Annotated in this window: 13 protein-coding genes; 6 read left to right on the top strand and 7 right to left on the bottom strand. The window is 79.1% G+C overall.

The window, feature by feature from the left end:
• Positions 1-56: 56 nt before the first annotated feature.
• The 3 genes from ACI79X_RS12825 to ACI79X_RS12815 all read right to left on the bottom strand — a co-directional run bounded on the left by ACI79X_RS12825 (position 57) and on the right by ACI79X_RS12815 (position 2,534).
• Entirely contained in the window at positions 57-1,052 is a 996-nt protein-coding gene (locus ACI79X_RS12825; RefSeq protein ID WP_457025786.1) for an SDR family oxidoreductase, read from the bottom strand.
• A gap of 129 nt (positions 1,053-1,181) precedes the next feature.
• Positions 1,182-1,724 (bottom strand): Rv3235 family protein, encoded by a 543-nt coding sequence (locus ACI79X_RS12820; RefSeq protein ID WP_457025785.1) that lies wholly within the window; start codon positions 1,722-1,724, stop codon positions 1,182-1,184.
• A 69-nt stretch (positions 1,725-1,793) separates the two neighbouring features.
• Positions 1,794-2,534 carry a hypothetical protein gene (locus ACI79X_RS12815; RefSeq protein WP_457025784.1) on the bottom strand — a complete coding sequence of 247 codons (741 nt, stop codon included), beginning with the start codon at positions 2,532-2,534 and terminating at the stop codon, positions 1,794-1,796.
• Positions 2,535-2,618: 84 nt separating this feature from the next.
• Between ACI79X_RS12815 and ACI79X_RS12810 the strand changes: the two genes are divergently transcribed.
• Entirely contained in the window at positions 2,619-3,188 is a 570-nt protein-coding gene (locus tag ACI79X_RS12810) for a hypothetical protein (RefSeq protein WP_457025783.1), read from the top strand.
• Positions 3,189-3,190: 2 nt separating this feature from the next.
• On the opposite strand, the gene ACI79X_RS12805 is transcribed toward ACI79X_RS12810, so the two are convergent.
• A complete protein-coding gene (locus ACI79X_RS12805) occupies positions 3,191-3,499 on the bottom strand; it encodes a helix-turn-helix domain-containing protein (protein ID WP_457025782.1) in 309 nt (102 codons plus the stop codon).
• Between the two features lie 203 nt (positions 3,500-3,702).
• Here ACI79X_RS12805 and ACI79X_RS12800 point away from each other — a divergent pair, with 203 nt between their 5' ends.
• The 4 genes from ACI79X_RS12800 to ACI79X_RS12785 all read left to right on the top strand — a co-directional run bounded on the left by ACI79X_RS12800 (position 3,703) and on the right by ACI79X_RS12785 (position 7,941).
• Positions 3,703-4,590 carry an SAF domain-containing protein gene (locus tag ACI79X_RS12800; RefSeq protein WP_457025781.1) on the top strand — a complete coding sequence of 296 codons (888 nt, stop codon included), beginning with the start codon at positions 3,703-3,705 and terminating at the stop codon, positions 4,588-4,590.
• Positions 4,590-5,885: an AAA family ATPase gene (locus ACI79X_RS12795; RefSeq protein ID WP_457025780.1), complete on the top strand. Its 1,296-nt coding sequence runs from the start codon at positions 4,590-4,592 to the stop codon at positions 5,883-5,885. Before ACI79X_RS12800 ends, ACI79X_RS12795 begins: the two co-directional genes overlap by 1 nt.
• A gap of 91 nt (positions 5,886-5,976) precedes the next feature.
• Complete coding sequence (locus ACI79X_RS12790) at positions 5,977-7,359, top strand: WS/DGAT/MGAT family O-acyltransferase (protein ID WP_457025779.1); 1,383 nt, start codon at positions 5,977-5,979, stop codon at positions 7,357-7,359.
• Positions 7,360-7,428: 69 nt separating this feature from the next.
• Entirely contained in the window at positions 7,429-7,941 is a 513-nt protein-coding gene (locus tag ACI79X_RS12785) for a DUF6912 family protein (protein ID WP_457025778.1), read from the top strand.
• An 8-nt stretch (positions 7,942-7,949) separates the two neighbouring features.
• Here the strand turns inward: ACI79X_RS12785 and ACI79X_RS12780 are convergent, their stop codons facing one another.
• A complete protein-coding gene (locus tag ACI79X_RS12780; RefSeq protein ID WP_457025777.1) occupies positions 7,950-12,020 on the bottom strand; it encodes an FtsK/SpoIIIE domain-containing protein in 4,071 nt (1,356 codons plus the stop codon).
• Positions 12,021-12,176: 156 nt separating this feature from the next.
• Here ACI79X_RS12780 and ACI79X_RS12775 point away from each other — a divergent pair, with 156 nt between their 5' ends.
• Positions 12,177-12,470 carry a WXG100 family type VII secretion target gene (locus ACI79X_RS12775; protein ID WP_073421584.1) on the top strand — a complete coding sequence of 98 codons (294 nt, stop codon included), beginning with the start codon at positions 12,177-12,179 and terminating at the stop codon, positions 12,468-12,470.
• Between the two features lie 6 nt (positions 12,471-12,476).
• Here the strand turns inward: ACI79X_RS12775 and ACI79X_RS12770 are convergent, their stop codons facing one another.
• Positions 12,477-13,403 (bottom strand): HTTM domain-containing protein, encoded by a 927-nt coding sequence (locus tag ACI79X_RS12770; RefSeq protein ID WP_457025776.1) that lies wholly within the window; start codon positions 13,401-13,403, stop codon positions 12,477-12,479.
• A complete protein-coding gene (locus ACI79X_RS12765) occupies positions 13,400-13,888 on the bottom strand; it encodes a hypothetical protein (protein ID WP_457025775.1) in 489 nt (162 codons plus the stop codon). Before ACI79X_RS12765 ends, ACI79X_RS12770 begins: the two co-directional genes overlap by 4 nt.
• Positions 13,889-13,919: the final 31 nt, after the last annotated feature.

Below are 13,919 nucleotides of genomic sequence, written 5' to 3'. Positions count from 1 at the left end.
TGGACGACGGCCGGCGGGAGGTTGCGCCGGACGGCGGGCCGATCCGCGCGGCGCGGTCAGGCCGGCCCACGGCGGTCGCCGGCCAGCCCGGCGGCGGCGCGCCCGCTGCCCTCGTCCCCGGGGAAGGACACGCCGGTCAGCTCCTCCGACAGCCGCCAGATGCGCCGCGCGTCCTCGGCGCTGCGCAGGGTCCGGTACAGCCGCTGCTCGGCCGGCGGCCCGCTGACGTGCCGGAACCGGCGGGGACCGTAGAACCGGCCGCCGACCGCGTCGGGTGACGTCGCGGCGAGCAGGGCGGGGAGGGCCGCGGTCTCCGGCGTCCCCACGATGCCCAGCGCCGACAGCCGGCGGATGAGGCGGATCTCGCGACCCTCGTGGGTCCGGCCGATCTCCGGCCGGGCCGCGAGCAGGCTGGTCGGGGCGACACCGGGGTGGCTCAGGGTGCTCGTGATGCCCCAGCCGTGGGCGACGCTGCGCCGGTCGAGCTCGAGTGCGAAGAGCCCGGCGGCGATCTTCGACTGGCTGTAGGCGCGGAACCCGTCGTAGGACCGCTCCCAGTCCGGGTCGTCCCAGTTGATCGCGTTGCTGTTCGCCGCGAGGCTCAGCTGCGTCGTCACCCGGGCGCGGCCGGCGCGCAGCAGCGGCATCAGGTGCGCCACGAGCGCGAAGTGGCCGAGGTGGTTGGTGCCGAACTGCAGCTCGTGCCCCTCGGCCGTCGTCCGGCGCCCGGGGGGCGTCATCACGCCGGCGTTGGCGATCAGGACGTCGATCGGCCGGCCCTCGTCGAGCAGGGCGCCGGCGAGGTCGCCGACCGATCCGAGCGAGGACAGGTCGAGCGCGTGCAGGGTGATCCGCACCCCGGGGACGCGGGCGCGGATCTCCGCCGTCGCCGCCTCGCCCTTGCCGCGGTCGCGGACCGGCAGGACCAGGTCGGCGCCGGCCCCGGCCAGGCGACGGGCGAGGACCAGGCCGATGCCGTCGCTACCTCCGGTGAGGACCACCCGCTTCCCCGACAGGTCGGGAACGGGGACGTCGATCGTCGTGCGGGCCATCTCGGCCTCCTGTGCTCGGTGGGTGCGCGCTGTCCGCGCCGTGTCCCCACCGTCGGCGCTCCGGCCGGAGCGAGGCAGGACCTGCCGATCCCCCCGTCCGGGTCGGCGGGGGAGGGCGGGTCCGCTCCCTCAGCCGATCGACAGCGCGGTGCAGCGCCAGAGGCCGTGGTTCTCCTCGAGCCGCGCGGCGACCGCGTGCGCCCGGCCGGCCCGGCGCGCCACCGCGCTGACCTCCGCGACGCCGTCCACCGGCTCGCAGACGTGCACCGGCCCGAGCAGCAGCGGCCCGGCGCCGTCGGTGCACCACGCCGGCCGGCGCCCGCCCAGCAGGGCGGCGTGCACGCCGGGTGCGGTCAGTCGCTGGACCTGGCCCATCGACCGGCGGCCCGCCAGTGCCTCGAGCACGGTGGTGAACAGCAGCCGCCCCGCCGCGCGCGGGTCGGGGAGCCCGGCGCGCACCGACCACGCGGGACCGAGCAGGTCGGGCCGCCGTGCGGGCCCACCGTCCGCCGCCGGGCGGGGGCCCGGGCGGTGCGGCGGCCGCGGTGGCGGCGTGGTCGGGTCGACGAGCGTCGCGGCGGGCCCGCGCAGCGGCGGGTGCAGGGCTGGGACGAGCGTGAGGTGCGGGGCGGGGGCGGCCGGCTGGGGGCCGGCGGGGGAGGCGGCGGTCACGGGGGCTCCCGGGGTCGGGTCGGTGGGGGACGGGGCCGGGGGAGCGGCCGGGACGCACGGCTGGGTCGGTCAGGCGGGCGGGCGCAGGACCTGGCCCGGCAGCAGGTGGTCGGGGTCGGCGCCGATGACGCCGGCGTTCGCCGACCACCAGCGGCCGACCGCCTCGGCGACCTCGGCGTCGGCCGGGGCGTGCCCGGTCCGGTCGCGGAGATCGGCCGCGGCGATCGACCACAGGCACTCGCCGCGCAGGACGACGTGCCCGCCGGGGGCTGGCAGGGGCCAGTCGGGGACGGTGGCTGGTGCTGCGGCCGGCGGCGGAGCAGGGGTCGGCGGAGCAGGGGGCGTCGGAGCAGGGGTCGGCGTGGTCTGCGCCGGTGCGGCGGCGGGCCAGTCCGGCACGGCGGCCGGTGCGGTGGCGGCGGCCGGTGCGGTGGCGGCCGGGAGGACGGCGGCCGGGCCGGTGCAGGCGGTGAGCACCGGCGTCGCCGTGAGCCCGACGCCGAGCGCGAGCGCCGCGGCCCGCCGGCCGGCGGCGGGGAGGACCGCGCGCAGGACGAGCGCGGCGGCCGCGCCGGCCAGGCCGGGCAGCGCGGACAGGGCGGTGAGCACCAGCCCGAGCGCGCCCCACGCCCACATGAGCCACGCGGCGGCCGCCACCGCCGACAGCAGCACCGGCTCCGGGCCGGCCGTGTCGACGGCGCGCTGCAGGCTCCCGGCCGACGTCCAGGACAGGTCCGGGGTGAGCACGGCCAGGACGGCCGCCACCGCGGCCATGGCCACCGTCGTGGCGGTGAGCCGACGAGTCGACATGTCTCCTCCTCTGCACGCGTCGGCGTACCAAAGCAGACGAACGCAAGCAAACGCAACGAAAGCTGTGGATCTACGCTCTCGCCCATGCGCTGGCAGCAGCTGTTCACCGACCTGCGGGCGGAGTTCGAGGAGGCCGCCGCGGCCGAGGAGCGCGCCGAGCTGCCGTCCCGGGCGCGGGCGGAGACGGCGGCCGTCCGGCTGGCCGCCCGCCTGGGCGGCGCGGTGGGCGCGCGGGTGTCGCTGCGCTGTCGCGGAGCAGGGGAGGTGGCCGGCCGGCTCGGGGAGGTGGGGCCGGACTGGGCGCTGCTGACCGACGACGCCGGGCGGGAGGTGCTGGTGTCGCTGCCGGCGGTGCTGGCGGTGTCGGGGCTGGTGCGGTCGACGGCGGCCGCGGAGCCGGCGTCACCCGTGCGCGCCGCGCTGGACCTGCGGCGGGCGCTGCGGGGGCTCGCGCGGGACCGCAGCGCCGTCGCCGTCGTGCTGGACGACGGGGCGGTGCTCACCGGCACGGTGGACCGGGTGGGCGCGGACTTCGTCGAGCTGGCCGAGCACGCACCGGAGGACTTCCGGCGGGCCGGCGCGGTGCGCTCGGTGCGCGCGGTGGTGCTGGCGGCGGTGGCCGTGGTGCGGACGCTGACCCCGGGCGCCGCCTGAGGTCAGCGGCGGGCGCGCCGTCCGCGGGCGGGGGCGGCCCCGGCGGGGGTGTCCACCTCGGTGTCCCCGGTGCTCGCGGGGGCGTCGGCGGACGCGAGTTCCTCAGCGGCGGGCACCGCGCCGGCGCGCGCCTCGGCGTACTTCTGCTGGATGAACCGCTCGAGCTCGTCGACCTCGACCCGCCACTGGCCGCGGCCGCCGATCTGGATGGCGATCAGCTCGCGGCGCCGCACCAGCGCGTAGGCCTGCGACCAGGAGACGTTGAGGACCTCGGCGACGTCGTCGAGGGTCAGGAATCGCGGTGTGGGCATGGCTCTCCGTCCGGTCGCCGCCAGTCTGTCAGGACCGCGTCCGTCCGCGTGCATCCCGTCCACACCCGAACGTGTGGACAACCGGTGCGTCCATCCGCGCCCGTATCGCATCATCTGCGTCCGACCGCGCGGGACGCCGGTCGCCACGCCCGCCGGTGCGGGGGAGCCGGGCACGGCTCCGGGGACAGAGGGAGGAGCGCCCGGTGAGCGCTGCCACGCGCACGGTGCCGCCGACGGCCACGCCGGTGACGGGGACGGCGGCGGGCCCCGTGCCGCGCCGCGTCCGCCCGCCACGGTGGCTGGACCTGCGGCTGGTCCTCGGCGTGCTGCTGGTCCTGGGCTCGGTGCTGCTCGGTGCGCGGGTGGTCGGTGCCGCCGACGCGACCGTGCCCGTCTGGTCCGTGGCCGGCGACCTCGCCGCGGGCACCGAGATCGAGGCCGCCGACCTCGTCGCCGTGCAGGTCCGGCTCGGCGACGCGGCCGGTGCCTACCTGTCCACCGGCACCGACCCCGCCGGCCGCACGCTCGCCCGGGCGGTGCGGGCCGGTGAGCTGCTGCCCCGGAGCGCCCTCGAGGAGCCGGCCGACCTGGTGCAGCTCGCGCTCCCGGTGCAGGCCGGCTACGTGCCGCCCGGCCTGACCCGAGGCCAGGTCGTCGACGTCTACGGCGTGACCGACCCCGTCGGCACCACGACCGGCGGGGGAGTCGTCCCCGTGGTCGAGGGCGCGACGGTGCAGGCGGTCAGCGGGCGCGCGGAGGGCGTCCTGTCGACGGCGACGACGACCGTGCAGGTGGTCGTCGGCGTCCCCGCCGCGGACGCGGCCGCGGTGCTCGGGTCGATCGGCGGGCGGCCGCTGGTCGTCGTGGTGCACGGCTCGGTGGACGGCGCCGCGACCTCCGCCCCCCGGGCGTCGGTCCCCCCGTCGCCGGGCCCCCCGTCATCAGGCACCGCGACGCCGAGCCCTCCCGCCGCGAGCGACCCGCCGGTCCCCGCCGCGCCGTCGACGGCGGCCGCCCCGCCCGCGGTGCCGCCCGCCCCGGTGCCGGTCGCCGACCCGGGCGCCGCCGTCCCCGCCGGGCCGACCCTCTGATGGCGCTGCAGGTCGTCACCGCGGTCACCGGCGCCGCCTGGGAGGCGGCGCTCGTCGGCGCGCTGGACCGGGCCGACCACGGCGTGACGGTGGTCCGCCGCTGCGTCGACGCCTCCGACCTGCTGGCCACGGCGGCCACGGGCACCGCGCAGGCGGCGCTGCTGTCCGCGGACCTGCACCGGCTCGACGTCGACGCCGTCGCCCGGCTGCAGGCGGCCGGGGTGGCCGTCGTGGGCCTGGTCGACCCCGGGGACGAGCGGGCCGGTGACCGGCTGCGCGCGCTCGGCGTGACCACCGTGCTGCCCGCGGACGCGGCCCCGGAGGACGTGGTCCGGGCACTGCGCGAGGCGGTCACCGGCGGCCCGTCCGGCGGCCACGACGTCGCCGACCCCCGCGCGGCGCTCCCGGGTGCCGGCGTGGACGCGACCGGGACGGTCGAGCGGCGGCCCGCCCGCGGGCGGGTCGTCGCGGTCTGGGGTCCGACCGGTGCGCCCGGGCGGACCACGGTCGCGGTCGGCCTCGCCGACGAGGCGGCCCGGCTCGGCGTGCCGACGCTGCTGGTCGACGCCGACGTCTACGGCGGCGTCGTCGCGCAGGTGCTCGGGCTGCTCGACGAGTCGCCCGGGCTGGCCGGTGCCGCGCGGCAGGCGGCCGCCGGCACGCTGGACGAGGCGGCCCTGCAGCGGCTGGCCTGGTCGGTGCGGCCGCAGCTGTCGGTGCTCACCGGTCTCGCCCGCGCCGACCGCTGGCCCGAGCTGCGGCCCCGCGCGGTGGCGGCCGTGCTGGAGGAGGCCCGCCGGGTGGCGGACCTGACCGTCGTCGACTGCGCCTTCAACCTCGAGGAGGACGAGGAGCTGTCCTTCGACACCGCCGCCCCGCGGCGCAACGGTGCCACGGTGACCGTGCTCGAGTCGGCCGACGAGGTGCTGTGCGTCAGCGGCGCCGACCCGGTCGGGCTCCAGCGCACCATCCGCGCCCTCGGCCAGCTCCGCGACCTGCTGCCCGAGGTCGAGCCGGGGGTGGTGGTCAACCAGGTGCGCCGCGGGCCGGTGCCCGGCGACGCCCGACGGGAGATCGGGGAGGCGCTCGAGCGCTTCGCCGGCCGGCCGGTGCGCACCTTCCTGCCGGCCGACCGCGGCGCCACCGACGCCGCGCTCGCCTCGGGCCGGACGCTCGCCGAGGTGGCGCCGAGCTCGCCGCTGCGGACGGGCCTGCGGGGTCTGGCCGCCACGCTGGCCCGGGTGCCGGAACCGGTGCGGGGACGCCGCGGGTGGCGCCGGCGGCGCGCCGGGTGACCGGCACCCGCGGTCCGGGCGGACGCCCCCGCGCGGGCTGGGGTGCCGGACCGCGGCCCCGTAGCGTGGGGCTCCGACCCGGAGGAGGACGATGGCCGAGCGGCTGACCACCCTGGACGCGTCGTTCCTGTACCTGGAGGACGCCGGGGCGCCGATGCACGTCGCGGGCGTGCTGGTGCTCGAGCCGGTCGAGGGCGGCCTCGACGCGCTCGCCGAGCTGGTCGAGGCGCGGCTCCCGCTCGTGCCGCGCTACCGGCAGCGGATCGTGCCGGTGCCCGGGCGCCTGGCCAACCCGGTCTGGGCCGACGACCCCGACTTCGACGTGGCCTACCACGTGCGGCGCTCGGCGGTGCCGCGCCCGGGCACCCGGGGGCAGCTGCTGGACCTCGTCTCGCGGGTGACCTCGCGTCCGCTCGACCGGGACCGCCCGCTGTGGGAGGTCTACCTCGTCGAGGGGCTCGAGGGCGGCCGGGTCGCGGTGGTCACCAAGACCCATCCGGCGCTGGTCGACGGGCTCGGCGCGGTGGACATCGCGCAGGTGCTCCTCGACACCACGCCCGACGCCGCACTGCCGGCCGCGGACAGCTGGGTGCCGCGGCGGCTGCCCGGGCGGCTCGGCCTGGTCCGGGACGCGCTGGTCGAGTCCGTGCAGCGGCCGACGGCGGTGCTGGAGAACGCCCGGTCCGCCGTCGGCGACCTGCGCTCGACCGCCGCCCGCGTCGCCGGGGTGGCCGAGGGGCTCGCCCGCGCGGCGCGCTCGGCGATCCTCGCCGCCCCGCACGGACCGCTCGGCCGGACGATGGGCAGCCAGCGCCGGGTCGCCGTGGCGCGCGCCGACCTCGAGGACCTCAAGGCGATCCGCAAGGCGCACGGCGGCACGGTCAACGACGTCCTGCTCACCGTGCTGACCGGGGCGCTGCGCGACTGGCTGCTCTCGCGCGGGGAGCCGGTGCTGGGCTCGACGGCGGTGCGCGCGCTGGTGCCGGTGTCGGTGCAGGGCGAGGAGCAGCGGGCGCCCGGGGGCAGCGTCGCGGCCTACCTCGTCGACCTGCCCGTGGGGGAGCCCAATCCCCGGGTGCGGCTGGCCCGGCTCAGCTACGCCATGCGTGGCGTCACCGACTCCGGCCGCTCGGTGCGCGCCGACGCGCTCATCGCGCTGACCGGCTTCGCGCCGCCCACGCTGCACGCACTGGGCGCCCGCGCGGCGCGCGGCCTGTCGCGGCGGATGTTCAACCTGGTCGTCACCAACGTCCCCGGCCCGCAGCAGCCCCTGTACGCCGCGGGCAGCCGGATGCTGGAGGTCTTCCCGGTCGTGCCGCTGGTCGGCGGCCAGGCGCTGTCGGTCGGGATGACCAGCTACGACGGCTCCGTGTACGTGGGCCTCAACGCCGACCGCGACGGCGTCGGCGACGTCGACGTCCTCGCCGACCTCGTCGAGCAGGAGGTCGCGGCCCTCGCCGAGTCCGTGCGCTGACCCGCTGCGCGCGGCCGGCGCGCGGGCGCGGGATACCGTCGCGGTCCCCGACAGGAGAGGAGCGGCCGGGTGCGGATCTACCTGCCGGCGACGACCACGGTGCTGCGGCGCCTGGTGGACGAGGGCCGGCTCACCGGACCGCACACGGCCTTCGCCGTCACCGCCCGGCTGCGCGAGTACTACGCGCTCAGCGACGCCGCGGCCGACGTCGAGGAGCTCGAGTACGCGGCGCTGCTGGCGGCCGCGCGGGCCAGCCTGCGGCTGATCGACGTCGACCCGGGTGCCGCGCGACGTCGGGTGGTGCTCGCCGCCGACGTGCCCGACACGGCGGTCAGCGAGGTCGACGACGCCGACACCGACCCGGGCGCGGTGCGGGTGACCGGTGACGTCGCGCTCGCCGACGTGGCCAGCGCGCACGTGGACGGCGCGGACGCGGAGGACGACGTCCGGGCCGCCGTCGGCGTGGTCCTGGAGGCCGACCTCGGCAGCGACGAGGCGCAGTTCGTCGTCGACCAGGCCGAGGGGCACGAGCTGGCCTGGTACGCGACGCAGGAGATCGGGCCGGCGCTCGACCTGCTCTGACCCGCCGGTCACGGCCCGCCGCCGGAGGCGTGCCGGGCCACCTGGACCCGCTGAGCGACGCCGGCGGTCACCAGCCAGCCCGACCCCGGGCGCACCGGCACCGGGGTGCGCGGCAGCCGGATGCCGAGCAGGTCGGCGTCGCCGGGACCGGGACACAGGAGCAGGCCGCTGCGGCTGCGGCGCAGGTCGGCGACCGGTCCCCGGAAGGCGGCGGAGAGCTCGCCGGCGGTGCCCGCGGCGAGCGTGACGACGTCCCGCCCGGAGAGCCCGGCGGCGGTCGCGGCGGCCAGCACCGGCGCGTCGGCGACCGTGCCGGCGTCGTCGACGAGGAGGACCCCGGGACCGCCGCCGATGTCGCGCAGCCACGCGTGCCAGCCGGCGACGTCGTCGGTGGCGAGGGCCACCGCAGCCGGAGTGGCGGGCGGCTGCCGGCCGCGGACGAGCTGCGCCACCGCGACGCCCGACCCCGACAGCGTGCCGGCGAGCGCCGCGAGCGTGCCGGTGCGGCCGCTGCGGGGCGGCCCGACGACGAGCAGCCCGCCGCCGCGGCGGAGGTCGGCGCGCAGCAGCCTCCCCTCGTCGCCGCCCGGCCCGACCGGCACGGCGGTGAGCGGGTCGCCGCCGGGGCTGCCGGGCGGCAGCAGGGGGGACGGCGGCAGCTCGGGGATGCGCAGGGCCGTGGATCCGGCCTGTCCGGGTGCCGGGACGGGCAGCGGCCGCGGGAGGGCGAGCTGGCACTCGACCGCGTCCTCGCCGAGCAGGGCACGGCCCGGCGGCCGGGAGGCGGGGACGGCGCGCACCGGCACGCCGGCGACGGCGTAGTCGGCGCGGTCGGGCAGCGGGAGGACCAGCCGCGTACCGGCGACCGCGGCCAGCCGCCCGCCGGGGACCGCGCGGTCGGCGGTGAGCACGCCCGTCAGGCCGGCGGCGGCGCCGTCCCGCAACAGCCGCAGCAGCTCGGCCGATCCCTGTCCCGGCAGCGCCACGTCGAGCTGCGCCATCACCGACTCGACACCGTCGACGAGCAGCAGGACGGCCGGCCCGCCGGGGTCCGGCCCGGCGCGGCGGGCGGAGACCGACTCCGCGAGCCGGGCCAGGAGCCGCACGGTGCGCAGGGCGTCGCCGGAGTCGACGGCGGTGCCGGTGTGCGGCAGCCGTGCCGCCTCGGCGGCCAGGGCGCCGCCGCCGTGGTCGAGGACGTGCACGTGCAGCCGGCCGGGTCCCAGCTGCGTGACCGCCTCCGCGAGCACCGTCCGCAGCAGGGTGGTCCGGCCGCTGCGGGGGCCGCCCACGGCCAGCCAGCTGCCGCCGGCGGCCAGGTCCAGCGTCAGCACCTCGCGGGACTGCCGGTCGGGGCGGTCGACGAGCCCCACCGCGAGGCGGGTGCCCGGGCCGTCCGGGACCGGGAGGCCGGTGGCGGCGAGCCGGTCGGGCAGGGCCGGCTGCCAGGGCCGGTGCGGCGGCGGCCCGCCGGCCCGCCCCGCCTCCCGCGTCACGGCCTCGGCGATGCGCGCCAGGTCGGTGACCCCCGGCGGCGTCCCCGGGGCGCCGGTGGGGGCGGTACCGGGTGGCCAGGAGCGGCGGCGCACGGCCGGGCCGGTCGCCCGCGCCGGGGCGGCGGTGGCCACGCGGGCGGTCTGGAAGGCGACCGGGCGGGCCGACCCGACGCGCAGGAGGCCGCCGCCGGGCCGGTCGGCGGGGACGTGTGCGGCCTCGGGGCCGCCCAGGACGTCGCGCGAGTCGGCCTCGTCGGTGGTGCGCAGGCACAGCCGCAGCGAGCAGTTGGCCCGGATCTCCGGGGACACCACGCCGCCGGGCCGCTGGGTGGCCAGCACCAGGTGCACGCCCAGCGACCGGCCGCGCTGCGCGATCCCGACCAGGCCGCTGACGAACTCCGGCAGCTCCTCGGCGAGGCCCGCGAACTCGTCGACGACGATGACCAGGCGCGCCAACGCCACGTCGTCGGGCAGGGCGGCCAGGTCGGCGACCCCGGCCGCCGCGAGCAGCGCCTCCCGGCGGGTGAGCTCGGCGGTGAGCGAGCGCAGCGCCCGGGCGGTGGCCGCCGCGTCGAGGTCGGTCACCAGGCCCACGGTGTGCGGCAGGGACGCCGCCTCGGCGAAGGCCGCGCCGCCCTTGTAGTCGACGAGCAGGAACGAGCACCGGTCGGGCGGGTGGGCGAGGGCGAGCCCCGCGACCAGCGTCTGCAGCAGCTCGGACTTGCCCGACCCGGTGGTGCCGGCGACCAGGACGTGCGGCCCGTCGCGGCAGAGGTCGACCACGGCCGTCCCGTCGGCGGTGCGCCCCAGCGGGACGCGCAGCGAGGCCCGCGTGCGGGACCAGGCGACCGCCACCGGCCCGCCGTCGTCCGGCCCGGCCAGGTCGAGCAGCCGGACGGTGCGCGGCAGGGCGGCACCCGCCCGGCCCGCGTCGAGGGCGGCCAGGTCGCGGGCCAGCCGGGCGGCGACCGGTCGGGGCAGGCGGTCGGCCGTGAACTCGCAGCGGCCGGACCCGTCCCCGCGGTCGAGGAGGCCGGTGTCGCCGGTCTCGCCCGCGACCTGCACCACGGCGCCCCCGGACACGGGCAGCTCGTCGGCCCGCGCGGCCACCGACAGGACGAGCACACCGGCCGCGCGGCAGCGGCGGAGGGCGTCGCGCGTCTCCTCGTCGGCCGCGCGGTCGACCACGAGCAGCAGCCGCCCGCCCGGCCGTGCGGCGGGCGCCGCCGGCCACCCGCTGCCCGCCGCCGTGCCCGCCGGCCGGGCGTGCACCGCGCCGGGTGCCAGGTGCGGCAGCCACCGCACCCAGGCCCAGTCGCCGACGCGGTCGGGGGCGGTGAGCAGCGCGACGTCGACGTCGCCGGGCGGGTGCAGCGCCACCACCTGGGCGAGCACGCCCGCCGCCAGGCCGAGAGCGGCCGCCCGCGGTCCGGTGACCCCCAGGCTCCCGGCGCGCAACAGGTCCACCGCGACGGGCAGGTCACCGGCCGTCTCCGGGTGCCGCCTCCCGTCCTCGACGCGGACCACCCGCGTCGGCCCGGCGCCCAGGCCCAGGCGGACGACCAGGTCGCCGGCGCCGCGCGACCACAGCAGAGCGGTGCGCCGGCGGGCCGCACCGGCGAGTGCGGCGAGGTCGGGCAGCTCGCGTGCGGCCGCCCGGACGTCGGCGCGGACGGCCTCGTCCAGCCGGGACCGCGCGGCCCGGAGCTCCTCGGCGTGCGCGGCGGCCGCCCGGCGTCCGGACCGCCGGCCGGACCACCGGTCGGAGGCCCAGGTGCCCACCGCCACCAGCGGCGAGAGCAGCGCGAAGAACAGGAACGTCGGGGTCGACAGCGCCCAGGCCAGGCACGCGCCGGCGACGGCGGGCAGCAGCACGGCCACCCAGGCGAGCCCCCGGCGCGGGGTGTCCTCCGGCGGGCCCGGCAGCACCACCTCGGTCTCGGGCCGCTCGGCGCCCGGCGCGGCACCGGGCCGCAGCAGCAGCCGCCCACCCGGTGCCGGACGGGTGGCCGCCGGGGCGTCACGCGGGCCGGTGACCGCCAGCGTGCTGGCGCCCACGCGCAGCAGCGCACCGTCGGGCCAGACCGCCGGGCCGGTCAGGTCGCGGTCGTCGAGCCGGGTGCCGTTGGTCGAGCCCAGGTCGACGACGGTGGTGCCGCCGGCGCCGACGTCGAGCCGCACGTGCCGCCGGGACACCCCCGGGTCGGGGAGCGGCAGCGTGGCGCCGTCGCCGCGGCCGACCACGTGCCGCCCGGAGGCCAGGCCGACGGTCGTCCCGGCCGCCGGGCCGCCGACGACGTGCAGCTCCAGCGGGCTCGGCGGCCGCTCGTCGCGGGGCGCCGGCCGCCCGAGGCCCAGGACGGCGCCGTGGGCGAGCAGCGGGGAGGTGAGCGGCAGCTCGTCGGCGAGCCGGGTCGACCCGGACCACAGCCCGGCGGCCGGCACGCCCAGCGCCGCGACGAGCGCGGGCAGCACGGCGCCGAGCCGGTCGTCGTCGGCGGCGGAGACCTCGACGTCGACGGCGCCCTCCGGAGCGACCACGGTCCAGCAGCGCGGGGGGACGTCGGGCGGGGGAACGGGCACCCGGCGACCGTGCGGGCCCCCGCGCCCGGGCCGGGGCCGCCGGCGCGGACTGTGGACAGGAGGCGGGCTGTGGACGGGGGAGCGGGCGCCGTCGCGCCCCGGCCCTAGCGTCCGTCGCCAGCTCCCGGGAGGTGCCCGGGACGGATCGGAGGGGTCATGAGGGTCGACATCGCCACGCTGCAGTCGCTGGCCGGGCAGTGCCAGGCCGAGGCGGCCGACACCGCCGCCCGGCACGCCACCCTGTCCAGCAGCGTCACCGGCTCGGTGCTCGACGGGTGGACCGACAGCCAGGCGGCCGTGCAGTTCAGCGCGCTCTACGAGCAGTGGCGGGCCTCCGCGCAGTCGGTCAGCGACGCGCTCACCGGGATGGGCGGACTGCTCACCGCGGTCGCGGCGTCCTACCAGCAGCACGAGGCCGACGTCGCGGCCCGCATCGGGGCGCTGGTCTGAGCCGGCTCAGCCCGGTGGCGCGGCGGCGGGGGCGGCCGGTGCCCGTCCCCGCCCCAGCCGCCCGCGCACGGCGGCGACCGCGTCGGGGAACCGCTCCCACGGCAGGATCGACAGGATCGCCACGCAGTGCGGCAGGAAGATGATCCGCAGGCCGCCGAAGACCATGAGGTGGAAGCCGAGCAGGAAGAGCACCAGCGCGGTGCGGGCCCGGTCGGACCGGACGAGCAGCATCAGCGGCGCGGCGAACTCCAGCACGAGCATCGCCCACTGGACGGCGGTGAGCAGGCCGGGGACGTCGAGGGTCCACTCCGACAGGACGGTGCCGCGGCGGATGACCGCCCGGGTGATGGTCGAGCCGGTCGCCCAGTCCCAGCCGCCGAAGCGCATCTTCGCCCAGGCGGCCAGGAAGTAGGTGAGCATCACGGTCACCATCACCGCGGCCATCGCCCAGCCGGCGGCCTCCGACGAGCGGCGGTCCCGCCAGCGGGCGACGCCGATCGTGGGCAGCACCGCGAGCGCGACGAGGTAGGCGATGCGGTCGTGGTCGACCTTGCCGTAGCTCATCGCGATGACCATCCACTCGAGGTAGAGGACGAACACCGCGGTACCGAGCAGGCGGGGTGCGCGACCGGTGGCCGCCGCGAGCGCGCAGGCCACCAGGGCCCACTGGACGACGTGCACGACGGTCGAGGTCGGCGTGGGCAGGTGCAGGAGCTGGCCGATCACCAGCGGCTGGTAGTAGGCGGTCGGGACGTCGGCGTGCGCGCTCACCCAGGCGGTGGTCAGGAAGACGTCAACCGGCACGAACAGGTAGGCGATGGTGCGGAACACCGCGATCCGCGCCAGCGGCACCGGCCGGGTCCAGAAGCCGCGCAGCGGGTTGCGGGAGGCCGGCCGGGTCGCGGTCGCCTCCGTGGGGAGGCCGGCGCTCACGGGCCGACCTCCAGCTCCTGCTCGACGAGCACCTCGTCGGTCCACGCGCCGGTGGCCTCGCCGCCGACCAGCTCGAAGTGGCGCTGGACCACCTGCACCTCGACCAGCTCCGGGCCGCCGGGGTGGTGCTCGGCGTAGGTGTCGGCGAGCAGGACCAGCAGCGACGGGTCGTCGACCAGGCGCGGCAGCTGGCCCTCGAACTCGGCGCGGCGCAGGCCCACCTCGCCGCCGGACAGCCGCACCTCGCGCCCGTCACCGGTCAGGCCGACCACGCGGGTGGACACCACCGGGGCGTCGTTGGCCGCGCGGGTCGAGTACATCTTGAACGGGCCGAACGGGAAGTGGGCGTCGGTGCCCCAGAGCGTGCCGGCGAGGAGCAGGGCGAGGACCACGGACGAGGCGGCCAGGCGGGCGCGGCGACCGGCGGGGGACAGCCTGATGACGTCGCCCTCCGCGGGGTCGCCGGTGCGGAGCGGGCGTACCACCGGGGCATCGTAGGATCGACGCCCGTCCAGA

It is taken from the genome of Geodermatophilus sp. SYSU D01119 (genome assembly GCF_054049975.1).
This window is presented reverse-complemented; position numbering and strand designations above follow the sequence as displayed.

Bases quoted from the DNA above. Each gene is read 5' to 3' on its own strand.
- ACI79X_RS12805 (WP_457025782.1), bottom strand. From the start codon at position 3,499: ATGCCCACACCGCGATTCCTGACCCTCGACGACGTCGCCGAGGTCCTC.
- ACI79X_RS12815 (WP_457025784.1), bottom strand. From the start codon at position 2,534: ATGTCGACTCGTCGGCTCACCGCCACGACGGTGGCCATGGCCGCGGTG.
- ACI79X_RS12775 (WP_073421584.1), top strand. From the start codon at position 12,177: ATGAGGGTCGACATCGCCACGCTGCAGTCGCTGGCCGGGCAGTGCCAG.
- ACI79X_RS12795 (WP_457025780.1), top strand. From the start codon at position 4,590: ATGGCGCTGCAGGTCGTCACCGCGGTCACCGGCGCCGCCTGGGAGGCG.
- ACI79X_RS12810 (WP_457025783.1), top strand. From the start codon at position 2,619: ATGCGCTGGCAGCAGCTGTTCACCGACCTGCGGGCGGAGTTCGAGGAG.
- ACI79X_RS12825 (WP_457025786.1), bottom strand. From the start codon at position 1,052: ATGGCCCGCACGACGATCGACGTCCCCGTTCCCGACCTGTCGGGGAAG.
- ACI79X_RS12790 (WP_457025779.1), top strand. From the start codon at position 5,977: ATGGCCGAGCGGCTGACCACCCTGGACGCGTCGTTCCTGTACCTGGAG.